The organism is Reyranella sp. GW821-FHT12G01 (assembly GCF_058806575.1).
The window spans coordinates 2748229-2774025 of sequence record NZ_JBXAPV010000001.1 but is presented as its reverse complement, the minus strand read 5'-3'; the positions used below and the strand labels follow the sequence as shown (position 1 = coordinate 2774025).

Genomic DNA, 25797 nt, shown 5'->3' with positions numbered 1-25797 from the left:
ACGAAAAGACAGCCGGCTCTATCAGGAGGAAATCATGGACGTCTCCGTCAATGTCGGGCGCCTCGGCGCCGCTGCTTCCGCCTTTATCTCCAAGCCTCACAAACTTCTCATCGACGGCAAGTGGGTCGCCCCGCAAAGCGGCAAATCGTTCGGCGTGTTCGATCCCGCGACCGGCGGTCAGATCGCGCAAGTCGCCGATGGCAACGCGGCCGATATCGACCTCGCGGTGAAGGCCGCGCGCAAGGCGTTCGACGAAGGCCCGTGGACGAAGATGAAGCCGGTGGAGCGCGGCAAGATCGTGTGGCGCCTCGGCGATCTTCTCGAGAAGCATGCCGACGAGCTGGCCGAGATCGAGAGCATCGACAACGGCAAGCCGGTGATGGATGCGCGCAATGTCGACGTGCCGTTCTCGTGCGAGCTGCTGCGCTATATGGCGGGCTGGGCGACCAAGATCACCGGCCAGACCATTCCGATCTCGGCGCCGGGCGAGTGGCATGCCTATACGATGCGCGAGCCGGTCGGCGTCGTCGGCCAGATCATTCCGTGGAACTTCCCTCTGATGATGGCGGTGTGGAAGATCGCGCCCGCGCTGACGGCAGGCTGCACGATCGTGCTGAAGCCGGCCGAACAGACTCCGCTCTCCGCCATCCGTCTTGGGGAGCTGGTCATGGAAGCGGGCTTCCCGGCGGGCGTGGTCAACATCGTGACGGGGGATGGCACGCCGGGCGCAGCGCTGGCCGCTCATCCCGATGTCGACAAGGTGGCGTTCACCGGTTCGACCGAGGTCGGCAAGCTGATCGTGCAGGCGGCGGCCGGCAACCTGAAGAAGGTGAGCCTGGAACTCGGCGGCAAATCACCGTCCTTCGTCTTCCCCGACGCCGATCTCTCCGTCGCCATTCCGGGCGCGGCGACCGGCATCTTCTTCAACATGGGCCAGTGCTGCACGGCGGGCTCGCGTCTGTTCGTGCACGAGCGCCTGTTCGACAAGGTGATGACCGGTCTCTCCGATGAGGCCAAGAAGCTCAAGATCGGTCCCGGACTCGACAAGACCACGCGCGTCGGTCCGCTCGTCTCGCAGGAGCAGTTCGACCGCGTCACCGGCTATCTGGCTTCGGGCAAGGAGCAGGGTGCCGAGGCGATCACCGGCGGCAAGCGTCACGGCAACGAGGGCTACTTCATCGAGCCCACGATCCTGACCAAGACCAATCCCACCATGAAGGTCGTGCGTGAGGAGATCTTCGGGCCGGTGGTCTGCGCCATGCCGTTCAACGACGAGGATCTCGAGCGCATCGCCAAGCAGGGCAACGCGACCGAGTACGGCCTCGCCGCCAGCATCTACACCCGCGACATCGGCGTTGCCCACAAGCTCGCCCGCAAGCTCAAGGCGGGCTCGGTGTGGGTGAACGTCCACAACTTCAACGACGTGGCGCTGCCGTTCGGTGGCTACAAGCAATCGGGCTGGGGCCGCGAGATGGGCTACGAGGCGATCGAGCTCTACACCGAGGTCAAGGCCGTCGCCGCGATGCTCTGATCAAAGGAGACAAAGTATGACTGTGATGGAGAAGGGCACGGCCCAGAAGCCGGCCTATATCGACGGCAAGACGAAGCTGATGCTGATCGACGGCCGCTGGGTTCCGGCCGCGTCGGGCAAGACCTTCGAGACGCACAATCCGGCCACCGGCGAACTGCTCGCCAAGGTGGCCGAAGGCGACAAGGAGGACATCGATCGTGCCGTCGCCGCCGCCCGCAAGGCCTTCACCGGCCCGTGGAGCAAGTGGAAACCGGCCGAGCGTCAGGCGCTGCTGCTGAAGCTCGCCGACCTCGTCGAGCAGAATATCGAGGAGCTGGCGGCGCTCGACACGTTCGACATGGGCGCGCCGATCTCGCGCACCCGCAACAACCGCCAGCGCGCCGTCGGCATGCTGCGCTACTACGCCGGCATGGCGACCTCGATCCATGGCGAGACGATCGAGAACTCGCTGCCCGGCGAGATCTTCTCCTACACCTTGAAGGAGCCGATCGGGGTGGTCGGTGCCATCATCCCGTGGAACGGTCCGCTCACCGCGACGATCTGGAAGATCGGCCCGGCGTTGGCCACAGGCTGCACGGTCGTGCTGAAGCCGGCCGAGGAGGCGCCACTCACCTCGCTGCGGCTGGGCGAGCTCTGCCTCGAAGCCGGCGTGCCGCCGGGCGTCGTCAACGTCGTGCCCGGCATGGGTGAGACGGCGGGCGCGGCGCTTTCCTCGCATTACGATGTCGACAAGGTGGCCTTCACTGGCTCGCATCTCACGGGCCAGAAGATCGTCCAGGCCTCCGCCGGCAACCTGAAGCGGGTGTCGCTCGAACTGGGCGGCAAGTCGCCCGACATCGTCTTCGCCGATGCCGATCTCGAAGCAGCGGTGCCGGGCGCGGCGATGGCGGTGTTCGCCAACTCCGGCCAGATCTGCAGCGCCGGTACGCGCCTCTTCGTCGAACAGAAGGTCTATGAGGAGTTCACCGACAAGGTGGCGCGCTTCGCCAAGAGTCTGAAGGTGGGCAACGGCAGCAACCCGGAGACCCAGGTCGGGCCGCTCGTCTCGTCCGAGCAGCTCGACAGGGTCACGACCTATCTCGGCATCGGTCGGCAGGAAGGCGCTAAAAGCCTGTCGGGTGGCGAGCAGCTCACCGAGGGCGATTACAGCAAGGGCTATTTCGTGCCGCCCACGATCTTCGCCAACGTGCGCGACGACATGCGCATCGCCCAGGAGGAGATCTTCGGACCGGTCATCTCCGCGATCCCCTTCACCGACATCGACGAGGTGATCCAGCGCGGCAATGCCACGACCTTCGGTCTCGGCAGCGGCGTGTGGACCCGCGACGTCAGCAAGGCGCATCGGCTGGCCAAGGCGATCCGTGCCGGCTCGGTGTGGGTCAACTGCTACCAGGCGATGGACCCGGCCGTGCCGTTCGGCGGCTACAAGATGAGCGGCTACGGGCGCGAGAGCGGCCTGCAGCATGTCGAGGAGTATCTCAACGTGAAGGCGGTCTGGATCAAGACCGCCTGACGCCGTTACCATCAATCAGGGTTACTCACGTGGGCCAGTCGGCCCACGTGTCGTTTGGGAGGGGATTATGCAGCACATAAATTTGGGCCGGACCGGCCTGCGTGTCTCGAAACTTTGCCTCGGCACGATGACGTTCGGCCTGCAATGCGACGTCGCGCAGAGCAACGCCATCCTGGACGCGGCGGCGGTGGGCGGTATCGACTTCCTCGATACCGCCAACGTCTACCCGCTGGGCGGTATCCGCGACACGGTGGGCCGCACCGAAGAGATCGTCGGCGATTGGCTGAAGGGCAAGCGCCACAACTTCATCGTGGCGACCAAATGCGCCGGTGTGATGGGGCGCCATCCCTGGGAGCAGGGCACGTCGCGCAAGCATGTTCTGGAGGCGATCGACGCGTCGCTGAAGCGGCTCGGCACCGACTATGTCGACCTCTATCAGCTCCACCGTTACGACCCCGCCACACCGCTTGACGAGACGATGGATGCGCTCGACACGGTCGTGCGGCAAGGCAAGGCGCGCTACGTCGGCGTGTCCAACTGGCCAGCCCACAAGGTGGCGCGCGGGATCGGCCGCGCCGAGGTGAAAGGCACGGTCCGCATTGACTCGGTGCAGCCGCGCTACAATCTCCTGTTCCGCGGCTATGAGCGCGATCTGCTGCCGTTGTGCGAGGAGGAGGGCATCGCGGTGATTCCCTACAATCCGCTGGCGGGCGGTCTTCTCACCGGCAAGCACAATGCCGCGGCGCCGCCGCCGGAAGGCTCGCGCTTCCAGCTCGGCACAGCCGGCGCCCGGTACCAGGAACGCTACTGGCATCAGCGCGAGTTCGAAAGCATCGAGGCGCTGCGTCGCGTCGCGAAGGAAGCCGGGATGAACATGGCCACCATGGCGATGCGCTGGACGCTGTCGAACCCGGCGATCACCGCGCCGATCATCGGTGCGTCCAAGCCCGAACAGCTTGCCGACAGCTTCGCCGCCGCCGAGCAGGGGCCGCTGCCCAAGGATCTCAAGGCAAAGCTGGACCAGATCACGCACGAATGGCGTGCGGTCGACGCCGAGCGCTGAAGGAGGGGAAACCATGCCGACCTGGCTGATCACCGGTTGCTCGACGGGCTTCGGCCGCGAGTTGGCGCGCGCTGTCCTGGCGCGCGGATGGAACGCCGTCGTCACCGCGCGCGATCCCGCGACGGTGGCGGACATCGTTGCCGGCAAGGAGGCGACCGCGCTCGCTTTGCCGCTCGACGTGACGGATCGGGCGCATATTACCGATGCAGTACGCACGGCCGAGAGCCGTTTCGGCGGCATCGACGTGCTGGTCAACAACGCAGGCTACGGTTACCGCGGCGCGGTCGAGGAGGCGGGCGATGCCGAGATCCGCCAGCTCTTCGAGACGAACTTCTTCGGCCTCGTGGCCATGACCCAGGCCGTGCTTCCCGGCATGCGCGCGCGACGGCGTGGCCACATCGTCAACATCTCCTCGGTCGCCGGCCGTATGGCGCAGCCGGGCTCGGGCTACTACTCCGCCAGCAAGTTCGCCGTCGGCGGGCTTTCCGATGCGCTGCGCAAGGAACTGAAGCCGCTGGGCATCGCCGTGACCGTCGTCGAGCCGGGCGGCTTTCGCACCGACTTCGCTGGCCGCTCGCTGCACCAGTCGGCTCGCATCATCGACGACTATGCCGAAACAGCCGGCAAGCGACGGCGGGAGAACAGCACCACCGATGGCCGGCAGCCGGGCGATCCCGCGCGCGCCGCCGAGGCGATCATCAAGGCCGTCGAGGCGAAGGCGCCGCCGTTCAGGTTGGCGCTGGGCCGATCGGCCCTCCAGCGCATCGGCGCCGAACTCGACGAGCAGCGGCGTGAGCTCAATGCCTGGGCGGACGTGGGCGCTGCCGCCGACTTTCCCAAGTAGGCAGCCTGTCAGCGACGCGGGGCCGGCACGTTGGCGAGATTGCGGTAGACCGGTTTGCCGGCGGCTTCGAACAGCCCGACCTCGTCGTCGGCGCCGCGCGAGGGGCCGCCGATCCTGAGGCAGGCATCGCAACGTTCGACGAGCGCGAGCGAGACCGGCGCCATCAGCTCTTCATAGGCGGCTGCCGTGCCGCCCGCAGCCTCGACCATCGGCAAGGCCATGTTGACGCCGATGATCGGTACGTGCCCGGCGCGGTGCAGCGCCACGGCGGATTCGTTCAATATCCTGAGGTTGGCGGCTTGCGCCTCGGCCGTTGCGGCTCCGGCTCTATAGGGCCCGGCGATCATGATCCACATGCGGGCAGCCTACACGAAAACGGCCGGCCCGACGGGAGTCGGGCCGGCCGCTTCGTTCGATCGTTGAGAGTTAGGCAGCCTTGTAGCCGATGACCGCCTTGGTCTCGAGGAACTCTTCCATGCCCCACTTGCCGTACTCGCGGCCGTTGCCCGACTGCTTGTAGCCGCCGAACGGAGCCGCGGTGTCGCCCATCGGGTAGTTCACATGGACGTTGCCGGCGCGCATCTGCGAGGCGACTTTGCGGGCGTGCTCGAGATCGGTGCCCTGCACGTAGGCGGCGAGGCCGTAGATCGTGTCGTTGGCGAGGCTGATGACCTCCTCCTCGTTCTTGTAGGGGAGGATGCAGATGACCGGCCCGAAGATCTCCTCACGCGCGATCGTCATGTCGTTGGTCACGCCCGCGAACACGGTCGGACGGACGTAGAAGCCGCGGTTCAGGTTCTCCGGACGGCCAACGCCGCCGGTCACCAGTTCCGCGCCTTCGTCGATGCCCTTCTGGATGAGGCCCTGGATCTTGTTGAACTGGGACTCGTTCACGACGGGGCCGAGCCGGGTGGCCGGGTCCTGCGGGTTGCCGACCACGAACTTCTCAGCCGCGGCCTTGGCGATGGCCTTGACCTCGTCGTGACGGTCCTGCGGCACGAACATGCGGCTGGGCGCGGTGCAGGACTGGCCCGAGTTCACCATCATGCTGTTGATGCCCTTGGTGACGGCCATCTGGAAGTCGACGTCCGGCAGCAGGATGTTGGCCGACTTGCCGCCGAGTTCCTGGGCGACGCGCTTGACCGTGACGGCCGCGGCCTGGGCGACGCGGATGCCGGCGCGGGTCGAACCCGTGAACGACATCATGTCGATGTCGGGATGGCTCGACATCGCCTCGCCGACCACCGAACCGGAGCCCTGGACCATGTTGTAGACGCCCTTCGGAGTACCGGCGGCGTGCATGATCTCGGTCCAGATGATGGCGTCGATCGGCGCCTCCTCGGACGGCTTCAGCACCATGGTGCAGCCGGCCGCGAGCGCGGGCAGGACTTTGCAGGCGATCTGGTTGGTCGGCCAGTTCCACGGCGTGATGAGGCCGCAGACGCCGATCGGCTCGCGCGCGATCAGGGTCGTGCCTTCCACCGTCTCGAACGGATAGGTCTCGAGGACCGAGATCATGCGCTCGAGATGCGCGGTGCCACGGCCGGCCTGGATGGTGCGAGCGAATTCGAGCGGCGCACCCATCTCGCGCGAGATGGCGTCACCCACGTCGTTCCGGCGCTTATTGTACTCGGCCAGGATGGCGCGCAGCAGCTCGAGGCGCTCCTTACGGCTGGTGCGCGCGAAGGACGGGAAGGCGGCCTTGGCGGCGGCCACGGCGCGGTCCACGTCGGCGGCGGTGCCGACCGAAATCTGGACGTAGGATTCTTCGGTCGACGGATCGATCACGTCGAGCAGGGCGGGCTTGATCGGGTCCACCCACTTGCCATCGATGTAGAAATGCTTCGCGTGCTCCATGGTCCGACCCCTTGAATCTCGTTGGGAAAGTGCTCGCCGATTTGCGACCGGCGATATATATAATTGAACATAACGAAGGGAAAGAGACCGTTGGTCGACATATTTCCGTTCAGCGAACGCCGGAAAGTCCCTCAGGTCTCCTACGTCACGGGCGACGTTACGCCCGATGGGCGCGGGATCCTACTACACATCGAGACGGAGCGGGACGGACGGATCGACCTGTCGTTTCCAACGATAGACCTGCAGCATGTCCTTACTCTGTTGCTGGTCTTGGGCGGCAAGGCTGCCCTCAAGGGGAAGTTCGCCGCCTTCAGCGAGACCTACCAGGCGCAGCCGCTGCCGTTGCACGGCGTGTCGCTCGGTCTCGATGAGAACGACAAGGGCGTTCTGACGGTCGAGATCGGGGCCGCGGTCCTGTCTTTTTCGCTGCCGCGCGACAGCATGGCCGAGATCGGCCGAACCATCCTCGAGATGACGGAAGCCCGTTCAGCGAACTAGGCAGCTGTCTTGCGCTTGGGCGAGGGGCGGCACTCGCGTGCGAGATAGCTGAACAAGCCGTCCATCACGTCATGATTGGGCCGGCACACCAGGCTGGTCGCGGCGCGCGTCTGGGTAATCAGACCGGCGAGAACCAGCGTCTTCAGGTGATGCGAGAGCGTCGAGGCGTTGATGCCCACGAGATCCTGGACCGAGCCGACGGTCAGCCCGTCCTCGCCCGCCTGCGAGAGGATCTCGTAGATCCTGAGCCGCGCTGGGTTGGCAAGGGCCTGAAGGCGGCCGGCAGCCGCAGTGGTGTCCATCGGGGGTGTAGACATGTCGTTGTATCTTTTTGAATACAACGCTTCGTCCAGCCGGGCAAGCCCGGTTCCCGTCGTCATTCCGGCTCGATGCCGGCGACCTTCATCATCTCGCGGTAGAGTTCGATCTCGGCGACCATGATTCGGCCCATCTCCTCCGACGAGCATGGGGCGATCTCGGAGCCGCCCTGGGCCTGGCGCTCGACATAGGCGGGATCGGTGATGGCCTTGAGCATGGCCTCGCGCAGCCTCGCCATGGCGGGCCGCGGCACGCCGCGGGGCATGAGGATGCCAGTCCAGGTCATCAGTTCGAAATCGGGGATGCCCTGTTCGATCAGGGTCGGGATGTCGGGCGTGAGCGGATAGCGGCCGCGGCTGCCGACGCCGAGGCAGCGCACGGTGCCCGCCTTGACCTGCGGCAGGCTGGTGACCGGATCGGCGAAGCACATCTGGACATGGCCGGCCATCGTGTCCTGCAGGGCGGCCGGCGTGCTCTTGTAGGGCACGTGCAGCATGTCGATACCGGCTTTGGCTTTGAGCAGCTCGCCCGAGATGCGCGTCGAGGCGCTGCCGGAGCCGAAGTTGATCTTGCCCGGCTGGCGCTTGCACAGCGCCACGAACTCGGCCGCCGTCCGTGCTTCGACCTTTGCGTTCACGATCATGAACACAGGCGCGCGGCCGATGATCGTGACCGGTTCGAAGTCCTTCAACGGGTCGTAGGGCAGGGACTTCATCAGCGCGACATTGGAAGCCGCCGCGGTGTTGGAGCACACGAAGATGGTCTGGCCGTCGGGCTTTGCCTTCGCCGCGACCTCGGCGGCGATCGCGCCGTTGGCGCCGGGCTTGTTCTCGACGACGGCGGGAACGCCGAAGGCCTTGTTCAGGCCATCGGCGACGTTGCGGGCGCTTTGATCGGTGGCCGAGCCCGCGCCGAACGGCACGATGATGCGAAACGGGCCGTTCGGAAATGTGTCTGCTTTCGCTGCGCTGCCAAAGGGCAGCGCAGCAGCGCCGGCGATCAGGAGACGACGGCGCATGGGGCGGGCCTAATTAGCGGCGCCACCAGCCGCGCTTGGGCTTCTCCGGCGGCGCCTCGATCACGGGGACCGGGGGCGGCGCGGGAGCAGGCTCCGGCTCGGGGATCGCGATCGGCTGCGGCGCCGAAGCGACGACAGGTTCCGGTGCCGGTGCCGGAGGAGGCGGGGCCGCTTCGACGTTCACCGGCGGACCGGGATCGAACGGAGCTTGTTCCACCGGCATGTGCTCGACCGGCATGGCTTCCAGCGGCGTCGGCGGCGAGGCCGGCGGCTCGTAGCTGCCGTTCTGCTCGCTCGTGTCGTGGCCGTTCTCGGCACGCTCTTCGCCCTGGGAGTCGGTCTGGCCTTCGGCATGACCCTCCGTGGCCTGGCCTTCACCCTGCATCGGCTCGCCTTCGCCGTTCTCGCGACGGCGGCGGCGGCCACCGCGGCGGCCGCGTCGACGACGACGATCGCCGTTACGGTCGTCGCCCTCGCCATTGCGTTCGCCTTCCGGACGATCACCCTCGGCGCCCTCGGCGCTGTCATCGTCGGCTCGGGCCGTATCGCGGTCATCGCCCTCGGCATCGTCTTCGGCGCTGCCATTGACGCGCTCGTCGGAGCGGGCCTCGTCACCCTCGCTGGCTTCACCGGCAGCCTGCTGCCGATCGGCGCCTTCACCATCCTCGCGACGGCCACCGCGACGACGGCGGCGGCGGCGGCGACGGCCGCGACCCTCGCCACCTTCCTCGTCGCTGCCGCGATCCTCGGCGCGCTCGCCGCGCTCGTCACCATCGCTGGCCTCGACGCCTTCGGCGTCATCGCCCGGCGCTGCGTCGGCAGAGGCTTCCTCGTAGCTGGCGCGCGCCAGTTCGGGAGCCGGTCGGTCGTTGCCGCGATGATCCTCGCGGCGCGAGCGCACGCGCTCGATCTCGCAATCGGCGGCGTGCAGGTCCTCGTCGGCCTCGACGATGACCGTGAAGCCATAGCGCTGCTCGATCTCGGACAGCGAATGGCGCTTCTGGTTGAGCAGGTAGAGCGCGACGTTCGGCGGAACGCTGACCGCGATCTCGCTGGCGCGGCGACGGACACCTTCCTCCTCGATGGCCCGCAGCGCATGCAGCGAGGCGGATTCGAGCGAACGGATGCGGCCGGTGCCGGCGCAATGCGGGCACACCTCGGTCGAGTGCTCCAGCAGGCTGGGGCGCAGCCGCTGGCGGGACATCTCGAGCAGGCCGAAGGCCGAGATGCGGCCAATCTGGATGCGCGCGCGGTCGCTGCGCATCGAGTCCTTCACCTTATGCTCGACCTGGCGCTGGTGACGCGTCTCCTCCATGTCGATGAAGTCGATCACGATCAGGCCGGCGAGGTCGCGCAGGCGAACCTGGCGGGCAATTTCCTCGGCTGCCTCGAGGTTGGTGCGCAGCGCCGTCTCCTCGATGTTCCGTTCCTTGGTGGAGCGGCCCGAGTTGACGTCGATGGCGACCAGCGCCTCGGTCGGATTGATGACGATGTAGCCGCCGGAACGGAGCTGTACCGTCGGCGAATGCATCGCGTCGAACTGGTTCTCCACCTGGTAGCGGTGGAAGAGCGGAATCGGCTCCTTGTAGAGCTCGACCTTGTTGGCCTGGTGCGGCACCAGCTGGCGCATGAACTCGGCGGCGCCCTGGAAGCCTGCTTCGCCCTCGACCAGCACCTGCGCGATGTCGGTATCGTAGATGTCGCGCAGCGAGCGCTTGATGAGATCGCCTTCCTCGTAGATCAGCGCCGGCGCCGTGGAGCGCATGGTGATCTCGCGGATCGAATCCCACAGACGCGACAGGTATTCGTAGTCGCGCTTGATATCGATGTTGGAGCGTTCCAGGCCTGCGGTACGCAGGATCACGCCCATGCCCTGCGGCACGTCGAGGTCGCTCAGGATCTCCTTCATCCGCTTGCGGTCGGACGGATTGGAAATCTTGCGCGAGATGCCGCCGCCACGACCGGCGTTGGGCATCAGCACGCAGTAGCGGCCGGCCAGCGAGAGGTAGGTGGTGAGGGCTGCGCCCTTGTTGCCGCGCTCTTCCTTGACGACCTGGACCAGCAGGATCTGCCGGCGCTTGATCACTTCCTGGATCTTGTACTGGCGGATCGGGTTGCGACGGCGACGCTCGCGCGTCTCGCGCTCCTCGATCACCTCGTCGCCACCCAGCGTCTCGACCGTGACCTCGGGCTGAGGCGCTTCGGCCGGATCGACGGAGGCTTCGCCGTTCGACTCGGCGGACTGTTCGGTGCCTTCGGCGGCAACGGCTTCGCCTTCGACCGCAGGCTCGGACGCCGGGGCGGCCTCTGCGGTTTCGGCGGGCGCGGCTTCAGCCGCGGGTGCTTCGACGAGGGTGGATTCGACGTGAACCGGTCCGTCCAGACGCTCGACGGGGATTTCCGCCGGCTGGGCCTGCGGTTCCGGTTCGCTGATCGGCGCCACTTCGGCGGAAACCGCCTCGCTGGTCACCGTTTCGGTGGCCACGATCTCCGAAGAGGTCGTCTCGGCGACAGGCGCCTCTGGCGCGGCGCTCTCGAAGCCGGGCGCCTCGGGGCCGGGTTCACCGGCGATCGGTTCGGGCGTGGTGTCGGGGGCAGGGGCGGCTTCGGCCGCGGCCACTTCGCGGGCTTCCTCGATGTCGGTGCGGTCGACGCGGTCGCGCCGGCGCGGCTCGTCTTCCTCCGCCTCGGCGTGCAGGCGATGCTGCTCGGCGATCAGCCGTTCGCGGTCGGCGACGGGGATTTGATAGTAGTCGGGGTGGATTTCCGAGAAGGCCAGGAAGCCGTGCCGGTTGCCGCCATACTCAACGAACGCCGCCTGGAGCGACGGTTCGATGCGGATGACCTTCGCGAGATATATGTTGCCCTTCAGGGGCTTGCGGCTCGCGGTTTCGAAGTCGAATTCTTCAAGTCTCGTTCCATCGACTACAACGACCCGGGTTTCTTCCGGGTGACTTGCATCGATGAGCATACGCCTTGCCATGGGCTCGCTCCGAGGCGTCCGATCCCAACCAGCGCGAGCGACCGGCGGCCATGTCGCCTCCGTCGTGCGAGGGGAGCGGTGCGTCATCGACCCGCCGAACGACCAACTCCGGCCAAGACGGGGAAGCTTCACGCCGCCGGACCACGACAGGGTCCTGCCAACCTCGAGTTTCCTGATAGCCACCGCCTGCCTGACAGTCTCTCCGCAAACCGGCCGCGCCCCCATTTCTGCAAAGGCGCGAGCCCAGCCTGGCTCGGAAACTGCCGTCGGAGCGCGACCCTAAAGCGCGCTACGAACGACGGCGACTGCTCGCGGACGCAACATACGGGGTTAGAAACAGACCCACAATCAAAAGATTGTGTCGTCTGAATTTGATCTTTTAAGTTATTGAAAAAACTTGAAATTACATGGATTTCTCTGATATTGGATTAACAATATTCAAATAATATTCATCCCTTTTTGATCCTTGGCGTTCGCCATGTCCGATTTTCGCCGTCGTCACCTGCTCGCCGTTCTGGCCGGCGTGAGCGTGCTTGGAATGGGCTCTGGGCACGCACTGGCGGCACCGTCGAAGCGGCAGAAGTCGGTCAAGAAACCGACGCCGACCGTGCCGATGGCCAAGCCGAAGCTGGTCTTCCTCGATCCCGGCCATGGCGGCCGCGATCCCGGAGCGCTGGGGGGCCGCGGCACCCAGGAGAAGGGCGTCGTCCTCGCCATCGCCCGCGACCTGCAGCGCGAACTCCTGGCCGGCAACCGCTACCGGGTCCTGCTGTCGCGCAACACCGACAGCTACGTCGGCCTGAGGGAGCGTGTCGCCCGGGCGCAGGCCGCCAAGGCCGATCTGTTCCTGTCGCTCCATGCCGATGCGCACAGCGACCACGATGTCCGCGGCGCCTCGGTCTATACGCTTTCAGAGGAGGCGACCGACCGCGAGGCGGCGGCGCTGGCGGCGCGGGAAAACCGCGCCGATGCCGTCGTTTCGGGCATGCGACTGTCGGACCAGCCCGACAACGTGGCGCAGACCCTGGTAGCCATGAGCCAGCGTGGCACCGTGAACGATTCGCGTCGGCTCGCCGACACGGTCGTCGCGACCTTCGCCCGCAACGGCGTACGGCTTCTGCCGCGCACTCACCGGCAGGCTGGATTTGCCGTCCTGACGTCGCCCGAGATCCCCGCGGCCCTCGTCGAACTGGGTTACCTGTCCAACGCGCAGGATGAGAAGCTGCTGACCGTTCGTCAGCACCAGATGGCGCTCGCCCGGGCGTTGCGGGCTTCGGTGGATGCCTATTTCGGGGCAAACGCCACAAGAAAGGCATAAGTCGGGGCCATTCTGCGACGTTGAAGGCCCCGTGGGTGCCGCGTAGAAAGTGACCGTGCTCAACTTCATCAAGATCTGCCTGGCTTTCGCCACCGCCGCGCTCATCGTCGGGACCGGCACCGTCGCAGGCCTTTTCTGGCATTTCAGCCATGGCCTCCCCGATCACAAGCAGCTGGCTGACTATCAGCCGGCGACCCTGACGCGGCTCTATGCGTCGGATGGCAAGCTACTGGCCGAGTATGCGCGCGAGAAGCGCGTGTTCGTGCCGGTCGCCGCCATGCCCAAGCGCGTGCTCGAGGCGTTTGTTGCGGCCGAGGACCAGCGCTTCTTCACCCATCCGGGCATCGACTTCATCGGCGTCGTGCGCGCCATGGTCGCCAACGTGGCCAACCCCGGCAAGCGTCCGGAGGGCGCGTCGGGCCTGACGCAGCAGGTGGCGAAGAACTTCCTCCTGACCAATCAGGCGACGCTCTCTCGCAAGATCCGGGAGGCCATCCTCGCCTTCCGCATCGAGGAGACCTACTCGAAGGAGCGCATCCTCGAACTGTACCTGAACGAGATCTATCTCGGCTCGGGCAACTACGGCGTCGCCCAGGCGGCCCTCAACTACTTCGACCGCTCGCTCGACGAACTCTCGCTGTCGGAGATCGCCTATCTCGCGGCGCTGCCCAAGGCGCCGAACCGCTACAACATCGTGCGCAACGAGAAGGAAGCCTACGCGCGGCGCGACTACGTGCTCCATCGCATGACCGAGGACGGCTACATCACCGCCGCCGAGGCGCAGGCCGCGAAGGCCGAGAAGCTGCAGTACCGCCGGCGCAGCACCACCGAAGTGGCGCAGGCCGATTTCTTTGCCGAGGAAGTGCGCCGCAACCTAATGGCGGCCTATGGCGAGAAGGGCCTCTATGAAGGCGGCCTAACCGTCAGTACGACGCTCGATCCGGCCATCCAGAACGTAGCCGACAATGCGCTGCGCGATGGGCTGATCGCCTATGACCGCCGCCATGGCTGGCGCGGGCCCTATGCCAAGATCCCCGACATGAGCGTTTGGGAGGAGGAGTTCGCCCGCATCGCCCAGCGTCGCCCGCTGGCGGGTCCGTCGGGCTGGCAACTCGCGGTCGTGAACAAGGTCGACGCGCAGTCGATCCAGGTCGTCGGCCTGCCGGACGGCGAGGGCACCGTGCCGTTCGCGGAGATGGCCTGGGCGCGCCCGACCCTGCAGAACCAGACTCTGGGCGCCGGCCCGCGCGGCCCGCGCGACGTCGTTGCCGTGGGTGACGTGATCGTCGTCGAGAAGATCGAGAAGCCGGCGGGTGCCGGCGCTAAGCCCTATCCGCCGAAGACCTACGCGTTGCGCCAGGTCCCGAACGTCGAAGGCGGCGTGGTGGTCATGGACACGCAGACCGGCCGCGTGCTCGCGATGTCGGGCGGCTGGTCGTATGGCCGCAGCCAGTTCAATCGTGCCGTTCAGGCGGCCCGCCAGCCGGGCTCGTCGTTCAAGCCGTTCGTCTATCTCGCGGCGATGGATGCGGGCTTCACGCCGGCTTCGATCGTGCTCGATGCGCCGTTCGTCTATGACCCGGGCCACGGCCAGCCGCTGTGGACGCCGAAGAACTACGGCGGCGACATGCTGGGACCGACCACGGTTCGCCGCGGCCTCGAACTGTCGCGCAACCTGATGACGGTGCGCATGGCCCAGCAGATCGGCATGAAGCGCGTCGTCGACGTCGCCAAGGAATTCGGCGTCACCGACAATATGGGCGCCTACCTGCCGATGGCGCTGGGCGCCGGCGAAACCACGCTGCTCCGCATGACGATGGCCTATGCGATGCTGGCCAACGGTGCGCTCGAGATCACGCCCTCGCTGGTCGACCGGGTGCAGGACCGTAACGGCAAGACCGTCTATCGGCACGAGCCGCGCGCCTGCCGGGGCTGCGGCGAGGCCGCAGGCAATGCCAAGCCCACCGCGCCGGAACTGATCGATTCGCGCAAGCCTTTCCACGATCCCGCGTCGGTCTATCAGGTCGTGAGCATGATGCAGGGCGTGACGACGCGCGGCACCGCCGGCCGCCTGGCCGCGCTCGGTCGCCCGATCGCCGGCAAGACCGGCACGACGAACGACTCGCACGACAACTGGTTCCTGGGTTCCACGCCCGACATTACCGTCGGCGTCTACATCGGCTTCGACGAGCCGCGCACGCTGGGATCGCAGGAAACCGGTGGTGGCAATTCCGTGCCGATCTACGAAGCAATCGCCAAGGAAATCTTCAAGGGCAAGCCGCCGACGCCGTTCCGCGTGCCGCCGGGCCTGCGCATGGTTCGCTTCAGCTACGAGGGCGGCACGATCGACGAGGTCTTCAAGCCGGGCACCGAGCCGGGTTCGGAAGGCTATATGGTCACACCGCTTGACGGATCGGCCCCTTATTCCGCTATAGACCCCACGCAGGGCCCGCAGCAGGCGGGCAGTCCCCGGCGTCCGGGTCTCTCGGGCACGGGCGAGACGTATTAGTCAGTTCGAAACGGATCCGTAATGCGCGCCGAAGCCCAGTCGATGGTGAACGAGATCGAGGAGTCGCTGGAACTCCTCAGGAGGCGTCTTTGACTACGACCGTGCGGTCGTACGTCTCGCGGAGCTGAACGCGCGCGCCGAGGATCCGACGCTCTGGAACGATCCGAAGGAAGCCGAGAAGGTGATGCGCGAGCGCACGAAGCTCGAAGCATCGATCGGTGCGATCAAGCGCCTGCGCGCGGCGGTCGACGACAATGTCGGCCTGATCGAGATGGCCGAGGCCGAAAAGGACGAGGCCACCATCGCCGAGTGCGAGGCGGCGCTGCGCGAGGCCACGAGCGAGGCCAAGGCGGCGCGGCTCGAGACGCTGCTGTCGGGCGAGGCCGATCCCAACAACGCCTATATCGAGATCAATGCCGGCGCGGGCGGCACCGAGGCCCAGGACTGGGCCGAGATGCTGGCGCGCATGTACACGCGCTGGGCCGAGCGCCGCGGCTACAAGGTGAGCTGGCTGGAAGAGAGCGCCGGTGAAGAAGCCGGCATCAAGTCCTGCGCCTACAAGGTCGAGGGCCCCAACGCCTATGGCTGGCTGAAGACCGAGAGCGGCGTGCATCGGCTGGTGCGCATCTCGCCGTTCGACGGCAATGCGCGACGTCAGACCTCGTTCGCCTCGGTCTGGGTCTATCCCGAGGTCGACGACAACATCGAGATCGAGCTGATCGACAAGGACCTGCGCGTCGACACCTATCGCGCCTCGGGCGCGGGCGGGCAGCACGTCAACAAGACCGACTCGGCGGTGCGCATCACCCATCTGCCGACCGGCATCGCCGTCGCCGTGCAGCAGGAGCGCTCGCAGCACCAGAACCGCGCCAAGGCGATCCAGATGCTGAAGGCGCGCCTCTACGAGGTCGAACTGCAGAAGCGCGAGGCGGAGCGTCTCGAAGCTGAAGCAAACAAGACCGATATTGGCTGGGGCCATCAGATCCGCTCCTACGTGCTGCAGCCCTACCAGATGGTGAAGGACCTGCGCACGAACGTGGAGCGATCGGACCCGCAGAAGGTGCTCGACGGCGACCTCGACGAGTTCATGGCTGCTTCGCTCGCCGCCCGCGTGGGCGAGGGCAACGACAAGGAAGCCGCGTAAGGAGTAGGGGCCGCCCATGTGGTTCGTGTTCGAAGCCGAGTATGAGATCGAGGATCGCCGCGCCAACTGGAACAAGCCGGTGCGCGACACCATCGCCTGGCACGGGCCCTTCGCCAGCGAGAAGGAAGCCGACGAGGTCGCGACCGCGCGCATGTGGGCGAAGGTCGACCTCTACGCCCACAAGGCGCGCACCGTCGACATGACGGCGAAGGACTGACGCGCTGGTCCGTCGATTGCATCTCCGCCGGAGCAACGGCGGAGAGGCGTATTTTGGCGGCACGGCAATTCCATCTCGGCTGGTTTCTCGGCAACAGCTTCGGCGTGCATGGCTGGAACCAGCCCTGGTCCGGTGTCGATGCCCGCGAATGGGCGCAGCCTGATCTCCATATCGAGTTGGCGAAGGCTCTGGAGCGTGCCTGCTTCGACTGCCTGCTGCTCGAGGACTCGCTGTTCGTTCCCGACAACTACGGCAGCTCGATGGATTTCTATCTCAAGCGGGCTCTGCGCGCGCCGAAGAACGATCCGTTGCCGCTGGTCCCGCTGATCACGCAGGCGACGAAGCATCTCGGCATCGTGCCGACCATCTCGACCAGCTTCTATCCGCCGTTCCTGCTGGCGCGCCTGATCGCGACACTGGACCTGATGTCGAACGGCCGCGTCGGCTGCAACTTCGTGACCTCGACGGCCGAACGCGCGGCGCAGAATTTCGGCCTCGACGCGCATCTCGAGCACGACCTGCGTTACGAGATGGCCGACGAGTTCGTCGATCTGGCGACCAAGCTCTGGTCGTCGTGGGAGGCCGACGCAATCGTCATGGACGAGAAGGGTGGCACTTTCGTCGATCCGGCGAAGGTGCATACGGTCGACTTCAAGGGGCGCTTCTTCTCGTCGCGCGGACCCCTGAACACCGCGCAGCCGCCGCAAGGACGGCCGGTGCTGGTCCAGGCCGGCGGCTCGCCGCAGGGCAAGGCCTTCGCTGCCCGGCACATGGATATCGTGATCGCAGCGCTGGGCACGGTTGCGGAGATGAAGGCGTTTCGCGACGACATGCGGAAGCGTCTGGCCGAACAAGGTCGTGATCCCGACAGCTGCAAGGTGCTGTTCGTCGTTGCGCCAACACTAGGCGAAAGCAATCTGGAGGCGGAGGAGCGTGTTCATCGCCGTCAGGTCCAGCGCGAGGCCGCGCCGGAAGTCACGCTGGCGATGATGGGGAGCCTCACCGACATCGACTTCTCGACCTTCGATCTCGACGCGCCGCTGGCTGAGCTCACGACCAACGGGCAGCAGGGAACGTTGAAGCGCTTCCTGGCGCAGGGACGCACCTTGCGCGAAGTCGCGAGCAACTACAGCTTCGGCTTCGAAAGTCCCGTGGTCGGAACGGTCCAGCGCGTCGCGGATGTCATGGAAGAGACGATGGAAGAGGTCGGGGGTGACGGCTTCATGTTCAACGGGCCGCTCAGCCGCCGCTATGTCGCCGAGATTACCGACGGACTCGTGCCGGAATTGCAGCGACGCGGCCTCGTTCGCACTGCGTACGCGCACGCGCATTTTCGCGACAATCTGTTTGCATTCTGAGCGTCCGGCGGCACTCTGACGAAAGCCTCATCGGAGCCGCCTCATCGCCAGTCCTCTTTACGTCGCGCTCGGCGCCATGACGGTTCAGCAGACCTTCGCGACCCTGGGCCGGTCGACGGTGCCGCTGATCGCGGCCGCCATCGTGGTCGATCTCGGCATCGAAGCGGCGCTGGTCGGCGTCTATCTCGCCATCGGCTCGGTGGCTGCCTTTCTCACGACCCTCGGCTGCGGCGGCTTCATCCTGCGCTACGGCGCGGTGCGCATGACCCAGGTCGGCATGGCAGCATTGGGCATCGGCCTCGCCATCACCACTGCGGGCTGGTTGCCGCTGTTCGCGGCGGGCGCGTTCATTGGCGGGCTGGGGCAGGCGGTCTCGACGCCGTCGAGTTCGCATCTGCTCGGTCGGTTGGCGCCTCGAAACCTGGCGCCGCTCGTCTTCTCGATCAAGCAGTGCGGTGTGCCGGTGGGCCTGATGCTGGCGGGCGTCGTGGCGCCGGCGCTGGTGGTCGAGGCCGGCTGGCGAGTGGCGTTGCTGGTCATCGCGTTGATCTGCGCCCTTATCGTCCTGGCGCTTCAGCCGCTGCGCGCGGGGTTCGATGTGGACCGCAATCCCGCCCAGCCGCTTTCGCCGGCCGACATCAGGGCGAATGTCGTCGGTGTTCTGCGCGATTCCTCTCTGCGCACGCTCTGTGTCGCGATGTTCAGCTTCGTCGGGCTGCAGTCGCTCTTCACGGGCTTCTTCGTGCTCTATCTGGTGCGTGGCCTGGGGTACGATCTCGAGCGAGCGGGGCAGGTCTTTGCCATCGCTATCGTCGTCGCGGTGCCGGCGCGCATCGGATGGGGTTGGCTCGCCTCGCGATTCGTGCCGCCAGCGACCCTGCTGGCTTTCCTTGGTATCGGCATGGCGGTCGCGGCCGTTCTCACGGCGTCCATCGATCCCGATTGGCCGACCTGGATCGCGGCCGTGATCGCCACGGCCTTGAGCGTGACCGGCGTGAGCTGGCATGGCGTGCTGCTGGCCGAAGTGGCGCGCCTGTCGCCGGTCGGCCGCATCGGCGCCACCACGGGGGCCGTGCTGGCCTTCGGCGATGCCGGCGCGCTGGTCCTGCCGCTGCTGTTCAGTGCGGCGCTGTCGCTGACCGGTGGCTATGCCGCCGGCTTCCTCATTGGCGCAACCCTGGCGCTTGGCGTGGGCCTGTTCGGCCTGTGGCGGCAGGTCAGGCGCCGGCCCTAGGCGCGACTACTGAGAACTGGCTGGCAAACCAGTTGGCGTACCAGCGCATCGCCCACGGGATCGGGATGATGAAGGCAGACATCACAATCAGCAGAAGGACGTGACCGAGGATCGATAGCCCCGTCGCGTTGAACGTGAAGCCGACGGTGCCATCGGTGTTGCGGCACATCCACTGCATCGTCGCCCTCAGGACCCAGGCCCAGCCAATGATGGTGAGGAGCGAGACGATGAACAGGATGTTCCAGCCGAGGTAGGCCAGTGTCTCGCCCTTGAAGGAGAGCGTGAGTTGGCCATCCTCGGTGCGCAGGCTTGCGCAGAACCACCGCAGCACGGGGACGACCAGGAATGCGGTCACAAGCGTTGCCGCAGCGCTCACGCCGGCATGATGAACTTGATGCAGCCATCCAAGCACGGCGAGCCCGATCAGGATGTACCAGATGTCGCCCGGCTGACCGACGAAGCGGAAGCGTCTTCCATCGGGCAGCGACACGTGTTCGCTGAGGAACTTGTACAGGCCCGTTGCGGTCCACGGCGCCGGAACGATCAGGACTTGGCCGATGACGTACAGCAGCGCGCGGCCGAACAGGCCCCAGACGGGGAAGTCCGGACGGAGTGGCCCCGTCGGCAATATGGTCGGCAGGCGGCCGTCGGACTCCAAAGTCATGCTTCCCTCTCCCGCACGGTCCGCCGAGCTTAGTCCGGGACGCGGCATTTGCGCATCCCCGGAGGGCCTCCGGCGTTATCCAATCATGCCCTCGGCCGTCATCCGCTCCTATCGTTACGACCGCCGGCGGCGGGCGCTCGACATCGTCTTCCAGTCGCGCCGCCGCTACACCTATCTCGGCGTGCCAGAGGAAACGTATGACGCGATGGAGGCAGCGCCTTCCAAAGGCGAGTACTTCAACCGCTGCATCCGAGACCGGTTCATGTTCGAACGCAACGGCGAAGTACCGGTATCTGGCCTTTCCCGACGTTTGGTGTAGCCTTCCCGCAAAACAAGTGCCTGGGAGGGCAAACGACCATGGACGACCGCAGGAAGATTCCGGCGAAGGTAGGACGACGTCTTTTTCTCGGCGGCACCGCTGCGGGCCTCGTCGCGGCGCCGGCCATCGTGTCGGCGCAGAACGATTGGCCCAACAAGCAGATCCGCGTCGTCATTCCCTATCCGCCGGGCGGGCCTTCCGACGTCACGACACGCATCGTGCTGGAGCGCGCCGGCTCGCTGCTGGGGCAGAGCATCCTGTTCGACAACAAGGCCGGCGCCAGCGGGGCGATCGGCGCCGAGCATGTCATCAAGAGTGCGCCGGCGGACGGCTACACCTTCCTGACCACGACGACGGCGATGGTCTGCATCACCGAGCATCTGCAGCCGCTGCCCTACGATACGGCCAAGGACCTCGTGGCGGTGGCGCGCACCGCGACCTCGTGGATGGGCATGGGCATCAGCCCGCAGGTGCCAGCCAACAACCTCCAGGAGTTCATCGCCTACGCCAAGGCAAATCCGGGCAAGGTCAACTTCGGCTCGGCGGGCCTCGCCACCATCACCCAGCTCTACGGTGAGATCTTCAACATCGAGGCCGGCGTGAAGATGGTCCATGTGCCCTACAAGGGCAGCGCGCCGGCGACCAACGACCTTCTGTCTGGCCAGATCCAGGTCCAGTTCGATCCGACGACCCTGCCGCACATCGCCGCCGGCCGACTGAAGTGCTTCGCCGTGCTGGGCGAGAAGCGCTGGCCCGGCAAGCCCGACGTGCCGACCCTCAAGGAGCAGGGGCTGGGCAAGATTGGCGGCGATGCCTGGTACGGCATCCTGGCGGCCAAGGGCACGCCGCAAGGCGCCATCGACAAGATGTCCGCGGCGATCGGCGAGGCGGTCAAGGACCCGGCGCTGAACGAGAAGCTGGTAGCCAGCGGCAACTATTCGAGCTTCCAGGACACGGCGACATTCCAGGAGACGATCGTGCGCGAGCGCAAGTCGTTCGGCGAGATCATCAAGACGGCCGACATCAAGATCTGACCGGCCGCATCGCCGTCTGACAGGCAGGCCCTCCGGCGCCTATACTGGCGCCGGTTGAGGAGGGCAGGTCATGACCAAGCCGGGTGGCAAACAGTACGACCGCAGCGCCGAGGACCTCGGCAACATCGTGGCGCTGGAGCACGTCAATCTCGGGATCGCCGACCAGGGATTGGCGACGGTCTTCTACATGAGCGGGCTCGGCATCACGCGCGATCCGTACATGATGACCAGCATCGATAATATGTGGGTCAATGTCGGCCGCAGCCAGTTCCACCTGCCGACCATGGCCAAGCCGCAGCGTCTGCGCGGCCGGATCGGCCTCGTAATCCCCGACCGCGAAGCGCTGCTGCAACGGCTCGGCCGGGTGAAGGGCATGCTGGGCGATACGCGCTTCGCCTTCGCCGAGCAGGACGATCATGTCGAGACGACCTGCCCCTGGGGCAATCGCATCCTCTGCCACGATCCGTCGGCGCGCTTCGACGGCATGGCGCTGGGCATGGCCTATGTCGAGTTCGACGTGCCGCGTGGCGCGGCCAAGGGAATCGCTGACTTCTATCGCGACGTCTTCGCGACCGGGACGCGCGTGGAAGGAGAGGCGGCGCATGTTTCGGTCGGCATCGGGCAGGAGTTGATCTTCCGCGAGAGCGACAGTGCGCCCGAGGCCTATGACGGGCATCACATCCAGGTCTATGTCGCGAACTTCTCCGGCCCGCATCGGCGGCTGATCGAGCGCGGGCTGCTGACCGAGGAGAGCAACCAGCACCAGTACCGCTTCCAGCACATCGCCGATCCGTCGAGCGGCAAGGAGCTGTTCGAGATCGAGCACGAGATCCGCAGCTTGCGCCATCCGCTCTATGCGCGGCCTCTGGTCAATCGCAATCCGCTGCAGACCAATCGTGCCTACGTCCCCGGCCGCGACGGTTGGGTGCCCGAGCCCACGGGACCCGAGATGGACGATCCCCGGGTCGAGATGCGCCGCCAGCGCTTCGAGGAAGCAACGCGGCGGGCGGCCGGCTGATGCTGGGGCTAACCCTGCGGATCATGGGATTCGGCCTGCTCGGCTTCGTCGTGACGCCCATCGTGGTCGGAATCACGGTTCTCGCTCTCGCATACAGTCTGGACTCCCGTTGCGGCACGCCGGGCGATTCGGGTGGCTGCGAGATGGGCGTGGCGTCCCTCGCCATCGCTTCGGCGTTGCCGGGCCTGGCGATCGGCGTCGCCTTTGCGCTGTACCGGCATTTCCGCAAAAAGCGCATGACGCCGGCCGTGAAGCCGTGACGGTCGCGGACCCTTCGGCCCTCGACAAGCTCAGGACACGTATCCAGGCGCTGCGGGCCAAGACCATCGACAATGGCTGCACGGAGGGCGAGGCGCTGGCGGCGGCGGCCAAGGTGGCGGAACTGCTCGACCGCTACGAACTCTCCCTCACCGACATCGAAATCCGCGAGACGCAGTGCGAGGAGCGGATCTACGAGACCCATCTCAAGAAGCGCATCCCGATCGACGAATGCATCGGCGCCATCGCCGCCTTCTGCGATTGTCGCGTCTGGCGCGAGAAGAATGCGGCCGGCGAGGCGCGCTACGTCTTCTTCGGCCTGCCGGCCGACGTCGAGGTGGCGCACTACCTGACCGAGCTGATCGACGGCACGGTCCGCACCGAACTCGGCCGCTACAAGGTCTCGGCCGAGTACAAGCGTTTCATGCATCAGGAGCGGCACCTCGCCAACGCGTCCTTCACCCTGGGCATGTGCGCGTCGATTGCCGACCGGCTGATGGCAATGAAGGCAGAGCGCGATGGCGTGATCCGGAGCAGTGGCCGCGGGCTCGTCGTGCTCAAGGCCGCCGTCGTCGATACGGAACTGGAGAAGCTTGGCTTGAAGCTGCGCACGGTCGAGCAGGGGCCGGGGCGCATGATCTCGCCCGAAGCCTATGATGCCGGTGGCGCGGCCGGTGAAACCGTCGCGCTCAATCCCGGCATTCGCCGGCGATAGAGGCCTTCAGGCCGTTGCGGCGGTGCGCACCATGTCGGCGCATTTCTCCCCGATCATGATGGCGGGAGCGTTGGTGTTGCCCGCGACGATGGACGGCATGATCGAGGCATCGGCGACGCGCAGGCCGGCGATGCCGTGGACTCGCAGTTTCGGGTCGACCACGGCATCGACCTCGCGGCCCATGCGACAGGTGCCGACGGGGTGCAGGTTCGAGACGCCACGGGCGCGGATGTCGGCCTTCAGGTTGGCCTCGCTGGTGACGCTGGCGCCAGGCAGGATCTCCTCGACGATGAAGGGTTTCAGTGCCGGCTGGCTCGCGATCTCGCGGCAGATCCGCATGCCGTGCAGCAGGGCATCGAAGTCCGAAGCGTTCTTAAGGAAGTTGAACTTGATCTCCGGCGCGGCCATCGGATCGGCCGACTTCAGCCGCACCGTGCCGCGGCCCGATGGCGTGAGATGCACCGGGCTCAGGCCAAAGGCCGAGAAGGGCTGAGGAACGATGCCGGACTTGTTCCGGTCCTTGATCGCCCAGGCGAACATGTTGATCTGCAGGTCGGGCCGTTCGAGACGCTTGTCGCTGCGCACCAGCGCGCCGACGAACAGACCCATGCTGGCGAGCGGCCCCGTACGGCCGAACGCATACTGCGCCGCGGCCATCAGCCGGCGCGGCAGGCTGAGCGCCAGGTCGTTCATGGTGACGGGCTGACTGCAGCGATAGGCGATGTAGGTGTTGAAATGGTCGTGCAGGTGGCTGCCGACGCCCGGCATGTCGCGCACGACCTCGATGCCGTGTTGCTTCAGGTGATCGGCCGGGCCGAGGCCTGACAGCATCAGCAGCTGCGGCGAGCCATAGACACCACCCGAGACGATGACCTCGCGCTTTGCGCGGGCGCGCACGAGACCCTGGGGTGTGCGGTATTCGACGCCGGTGGCGCGGCCGTTCTCGATCAGTACCCGGGTCGCATGCGCATTGGTGGCGACCGTGAGGTTGCGGCGGCCCTTGGCGGCGCCAAGATAGGCGCGGGCCGACGACCAGCGGCGCGCTCGGTTGATGGTGGTTTGGTAGAAACCAACGCCATCCTGCGTGGCGCCATTGAAGTCGGGATTGGCGGGGATGCCCGCCTGCACGGCCGCATCGTGCATCGCGCGGGCGAGCGTCGGCTGCCAGCGATGGTCCTGCACCTTCAGCGGGCCGCCCGTGCCGTGAAACTCGTCGGCGCCGCGCTCCTGGTCTTCGGCGCGCTTGAAGTAGGGCAGCACCGACGCATAGTCCCAGCCCTCGCAGCCGCGCTGGCGCCATTCGTCGTAGTCGGCAGCATTGCCGCGCATATAGACCATGCCGTTGATCGAGCTGGTGCCCCCCAGCACCTTGCCGCGCGGCTGGTACATGATGCGGTTGTTGAGTTCGGCCTCCGGCTCGCTGTCGAACATCCAGTTGACCTTCGGATTGTTGAAGGTCTTGTGATAGCCGAGCGGCACATGGATCCAGGGATAGGTGTCGCGCGGTCCGGCTTCGAGCAGCAGCACCGAGAAGCGGCCATCCTCGCTCAGCCGTCCGGCGACGGCGCAACCGGCCGAGCCCGCGCCGGTCACGATGAAATCGTACGAAGCTTCGTCCTGCACGCCATTTCCCCCGATTGTTTTGGGGAAGCCTAGCGTGGCTCTGTCAGCCGAGATAGGCCTTCATCAGCCGCTCGTCCGTGAGGAACGACTGCCATTCACCCGGGCCGATCTCGTGGACGATGCTGCCGACCGACATGACATAGGCGCGGTCGGTGATCTCCGAGGCGATGCCGACATTCTGCTCGATGAGCAGCAGGCCCATGCCGCGCTCGCGCAGCGCCTTGATGACCAGCAGGATGTCCTTCACGACCTTGGGCGCGAGACCGGTCGAGGGCTCATCCATGATCAGCAGGTCGGGCTGCAGCAGGAGCGCGCGGGCGATCGCCACCATCTGCTGCTGGCCGCCGCTCAGCAGCTCGACCGGCGAGGCGAGCCGCTCCTTCACCACCGGGAAGAGGGCCGTAACCTCGTCCCACGAGAAGCGCATATGGGCGCCGCGCACCTTGCGGCCGACCGTCTCGGCCAGGATCAGGTTCTCGCGCACGGAAAGTTCGCCGAACAGGCGGCGGTTCTCGAGCACGACAGCGAGCCCGTGCTGGGCAAGGTCATGTGCCGGCGTCGCGGTGATGTCAGTGCCATTCTTGACGATGCGACCGCCGCGGGCGCGCAACAGCCCGCAGACGGTGCGGACGAGAGTGGTCTTGCCAGCGCCGTTGGCGCCGACCAGGGCCACGGCCTCGCCGTCGCCGACCTTGAGCGAGACGTCGCGCAAGACGGTGAGGGCGCCGTAGCCGGCGGAGAGGGAGGTCACTTCCAGCACG

General features: G+C 66.4%; 24 protein-coding genes. 16 read left to right on the top strand and 8 right to left on the bottom strand.

Annotated features, from left to right (window positions below; translation table 11 throughout):
• Nucleotides 1-34: 34 nt before the first annotated feature.
• The 4 genes from AC1RP5_RS13390 to AC1RP5_RS13375 all read left to right on the top strand — a co-directional run bounded on the left by AC1RP5_RS13390 (nucleotide 35) and on the right by AC1RP5_RS13375 (nucleotide 4951).
• On the top strand, nucleotides 35-1531 hold the full coding sequence (locus AC1RP5_RS13390; protein WP_493111229.1) for an aldehyde dehydrogenase family protein: 1497 nt from the start codon (nucleotides 35-37) through the stop codon (nucleotides 1529-1531).
• A gap of 16 nt (nucleotides 1532-1547) precedes the next feature.
• Nucleotides 1548-3044: an aldehyde dehydrogenase family protein gene (locus AC1RP5_RS13385; RefSeq protein ID WP_493111228.1), complete on the top strand. Its 1497-nt coding sequence runs from the start codon at nucleotides 1548-1550 to the stop codon at nucleotides 3042-3044.
• 67 nt (nucleotides 3045-3111) lie between these two features.
• Nucleotides 3112-4107: an aldo/keto reductase gene (locus tag AC1RP5_RS13380; protein WP_493111226.1), complete on the top strand. Its 996-nt coding sequence runs from the start codon at nucleotides 3112-3114 to the stop codon at nucleotides 4105-4107.
• 13 nt (nucleotides 4108-4120) lie between these two features.
• A complete protein-coding gene (locus tag AC1RP5_RS13375) occupies nucleotides 4121-4951 on the top strand; it encodes an oxidoreductase (protein ID WP_493111224.1) in 831 nt (276 codons plus the stop codon).
• 8 nt (nucleotides 4952-4959) lie between these two features.
• Here the strand turns inward: AC1RP5_RS13375 and AC1RP5_RS13370 are convergent, their stop codons facing one another.
• Together AC1RP5_RS13370 and AC1RP5_RS13365 are read right to left on the bottom strand one after the other, a co-directional pair.
• On the bottom strand, nucleotides 4960-5307 hold the full coding sequence (locus tag AC1RP5_RS13370) for a DUF1937 family protein (protein ID WP_493111223.1): 348 nt from the start codon (nucleotides 5305-5307) through the stop codon (nucleotides 4960-4962).
• Between the two features lie 70 nt (nucleotides 5308-5377).
• Nucleotides 5378-6808: an aldehyde dehydrogenase family protein gene (locus AC1RP5_RS13365; protein WP_493111221.1), complete on the bottom strand. Its 1431-nt coding sequence runs from the start codon at nucleotides 6806-6808 to the stop codon at nucleotides 5378-5380.
• 90 nt (nucleotides 6809-6898) lie between these two features.
• Here AC1RP5_RS13365 and AC1RP5_RS13360 point away from each other — a divergent pair, with 90 nt between their 5' ends.
• Entirely contained in the window at nucleotides 6899-7306 is a 408-nt protein-coding gene (locus AC1RP5_RS13360) for a hypothetical protein (protein ID WP_493111220.1), read from the top strand.
• Here the strand turns inward: AC1RP5_RS13360 and AC1RP5_RS13355 are convergent.
• Genes AC1RP5_RS13355 through AC1RP5_RS13345 form a run of 3 tightly spaced genes read right to left on the bottom strand, consistent with a single transcriptional unit; the run spans nucleotide 7303 to nucleotide 11625 of the window.
• On the bottom strand, nucleotides 7303-7623 hold the full coding sequence (locus tag AC1RP5_RS13355) for an ArsR/SmtB family transcription factor (RefSeq protein ID WP_493111218.1): 321 nt from the start codon (nucleotides 7621-7623) through the stop codon (nucleotides 7303-7305). The genes AC1RP5_RS13360 and AC1RP5_RS13355 overlap by 4 nt on opposite strands.
• 59 nt (nucleotides 7624-7682) lie before the next feature.
• Entirely contained in the window at nucleotides 7683-8642 is a 960-nt protein-coding gene (locus AC1RP5_RS13350; RefSeq protein ID WP_493111216.1) for a Bug family tripartite tricarboxylate transporter substrate binding protein, read from the bottom strand.
• Nucleotides 8643-8655: 13 nt separating this feature from the next.
• Nucleotides 8656-11625, bottom strand: a complete 2970-nt coding sequence (locus AC1RP5_RS13345; RefSeq protein WP_493111214.1) for an Rne/Rng family ribonuclease — start codon at nucleotides 11623-11625, stop codon at nucleotides 8656-8658.
• Nucleotides 11626-12103: 478 nt separating this feature from the next.
• On the opposite strand from AC1RP5_RS13345, the gene AC1RP5_RS13340 reads away from it, so the two are divergent.
• The 6 genes from AC1RP5_RS13340 to AC1RP5_RS13315 all read left to right on the top strand — a co-directional run bounded on the left by AC1RP5_RS13340 (nucleotide 12104) and on the right by AC1RP5_RS13315 (nucleotide 19405).
• Complete coding sequence (locus AC1RP5_RS13340; protein ID WP_493111212.1) at nucleotides 12104-12943, top strand: N-acetylmuramoyl-L-alanine amidase family protein; 840 nt, start codon at nucleotides 12104-12106, stop codon at nucleotides 12941-12943.
• A gap of 55 nt (nucleotides 12944-12998) precedes the next feature.
• Nucleotides 12999-15452 carry a penicillin-binding protein 1A gene (locus AC1RP5_RS13335; protein WP_493111210.1) on the top strand — a complete coding sequence of 818 codons (2454 nt, stop codon included), beginning with the start codon at nucleotides 12999-13001 and terminating at the stop codon, nucleotides 15450-15452.
• Between the two features lie 21 nt (nucleotides 15453-15473).
• Nucleotides 15474-16596, top strand: a protein-coding gene (gene prfB / locus AC1RP5_RS13330; protein WP_493111208.1) for a peptide chain release factor 2 whose coding sequence is annotated in 2 segments (ribosomal slippage) — nucleotides 15474-15542 and nucleotides 15544-16596 — 1122 coding nt in all. Because the reading frame shifts where the segments join, the coding sequence is not laid out codon by codon here.
• Between the two features lie 16 nt (nucleotides 16597-16612).
• A complete protein-coding gene (locus tag AC1RP5_RS13325) occupies nucleotides 16613-16813 on the top strand; it encodes a hypothetical protein (protein WP_493111206.1) in 201 nt (66 codons plus the stop codon).
• A gap of 53 nt (nucleotides 16814-16866) precedes the next feature.
• On the top strand, nucleotides 16867-18171 hold the full coding sequence (locus tag AC1RP5_RS13320; RefSeq protein WP_493111205.1) for an NtaA/DmoA family FMN-dependent monooxygenase: 1305 nt from the start codon (nucleotides 16867-16869) through the stop codon (nucleotides 18169-18171).
• A 76-nt stretch (nucleotides 18172-18247) separates the two neighbouring features.
• The gene (locus tag AC1RP5_RS13315; RefSeq protein ID WP_493111203.1) at nucleotides 18248-19405 is read left to right on the top strand and encodes an MFS transporter; all 1158 of its coding nucleotides are present in this window, start codon (nucleotides 18248-18250) and stop codon (nucleotides 19403-19405) included.
• On the opposite strand, the gene AC1RP5_RS13310 is transcribed toward AC1RP5_RS13315, so the two are convergent.
• Nucleotides 19389-20069, bottom strand: a complete 681-nt coding sequence (locus AC1RP5_RS13310; RefSeq protein WP_493111201.1) for a hypothetical protein — start codon at nucleotides 20067-20069, stop codon at nucleotides 19389-19391. The genes AC1RP5_RS13315 and AC1RP5_RS13310 overlap by 17 nt on opposite strands.
• Before the next feature lie 85 nt (nucleotides 20070-20154).
• Between AC1RP5_RS13310 and AC1RP5_RS13305 the strand changes: the two genes are divergently transcribed.
• From AC1RP5_RS13305 to AC1RP5_RS13285, 5 genes are all read left to right on the top strand, one after another.
• On the top strand, nucleotides 20155-20388 hold the full coding sequence (locus AC1RP5_RS13305) for a KTSC domain-containing protein (protein WP_493111199.1): 234 nt from the start codon (nucleotides 20155-20157) through the stop codon (nucleotides 20386-20388).
• A 38-nt stretch (nucleotides 20389-20426) separates the two neighbouring features.
• Complete coding sequence (locus AC1RP5_RS13300; protein ID WP_493111197.1) at nucleotides 20427-21422, top strand: Bug family tripartite tricarboxylate transporter substrate binding protein; 996 nt, start codon at nucleotides 20427-20429, stop codon at nucleotides 21420-21422.
• A 70-nt stretch (nucleotides 21423-21492) separates the two neighbouring features.
• Nucleotides 21493-22440 (top strand): VOC family protein, encoded by a 948-nt coding sequence (locus AC1RP5_RS13295; RefSeq protein WP_493111195.1) that lies wholly within the window; start codon nucleotides 21493-21495, stop codon nucleotides 22438-22440.
• Nucleotides 22440-22700 (top strand): hypothetical protein, encoded by a 261-nt coding sequence (locus AC1RP5_RS13290; RefSeq protein WP_493111193.1) that lies wholly within the window; start codon nucleotides 22440-22442, stop codon nucleotides 22698-22700. Before AC1RP5_RS13295 ends, AC1RP5_RS13290 begins: the two co-directional genes overlap by 1 nt.
• The gene (locus AC1RP5_RS13285; RefSeq protein WP_493111191.1) at nucleotides 22697-23413 is read left to right on the top strand and encodes a DUF7168 domain-containing protein; all 717 of its coding nucleotides are present in this window, start codon (nucleotides 22697-22699) and stop codon (nucleotides 23411-23413) included. Before AC1RP5_RS13290 ends, AC1RP5_RS13285 begins: the two co-directional genes overlap by 4 nt.
• Nucleotides 23414-23419: 6 nt before the next feature.
• Here the strand turns inward: AC1RP5_RS13285 and AC1RP5_RS13280 are convergent, their stop codons facing one another.
• Together AC1RP5_RS13280 and AC1RP5_RS13275 are read right to left on the bottom strand one after the other, a co-directional pair.
• Nucleotides 23420-25036, bottom strand: a complete 1617-nt coding sequence (locus tag AC1RP5_RS13280) for a GMC family oxidoreductase (RefSeq protein WP_493111190.1) — start codon at nucleotides 25034-25036, stop codon at nucleotides 23420-23422.
• A 43-nt stretch (nucleotides 25037-25079) separates the two neighbouring features.
• The gene (locus AC1RP5_RS13275; protein WP_493111188.1) at nucleotides 25080-25796 is read right to left on the bottom strand and encodes an ABC transporter ATP-binding protein; all 717 of its coding nucleotides are present in this window, start codon (nucleotides 25794-25796) and stop codon (nucleotides 25080-25082) included.
• Between the last annotated feature and the right edge of the window lies 1 nt (nucleotide 25797).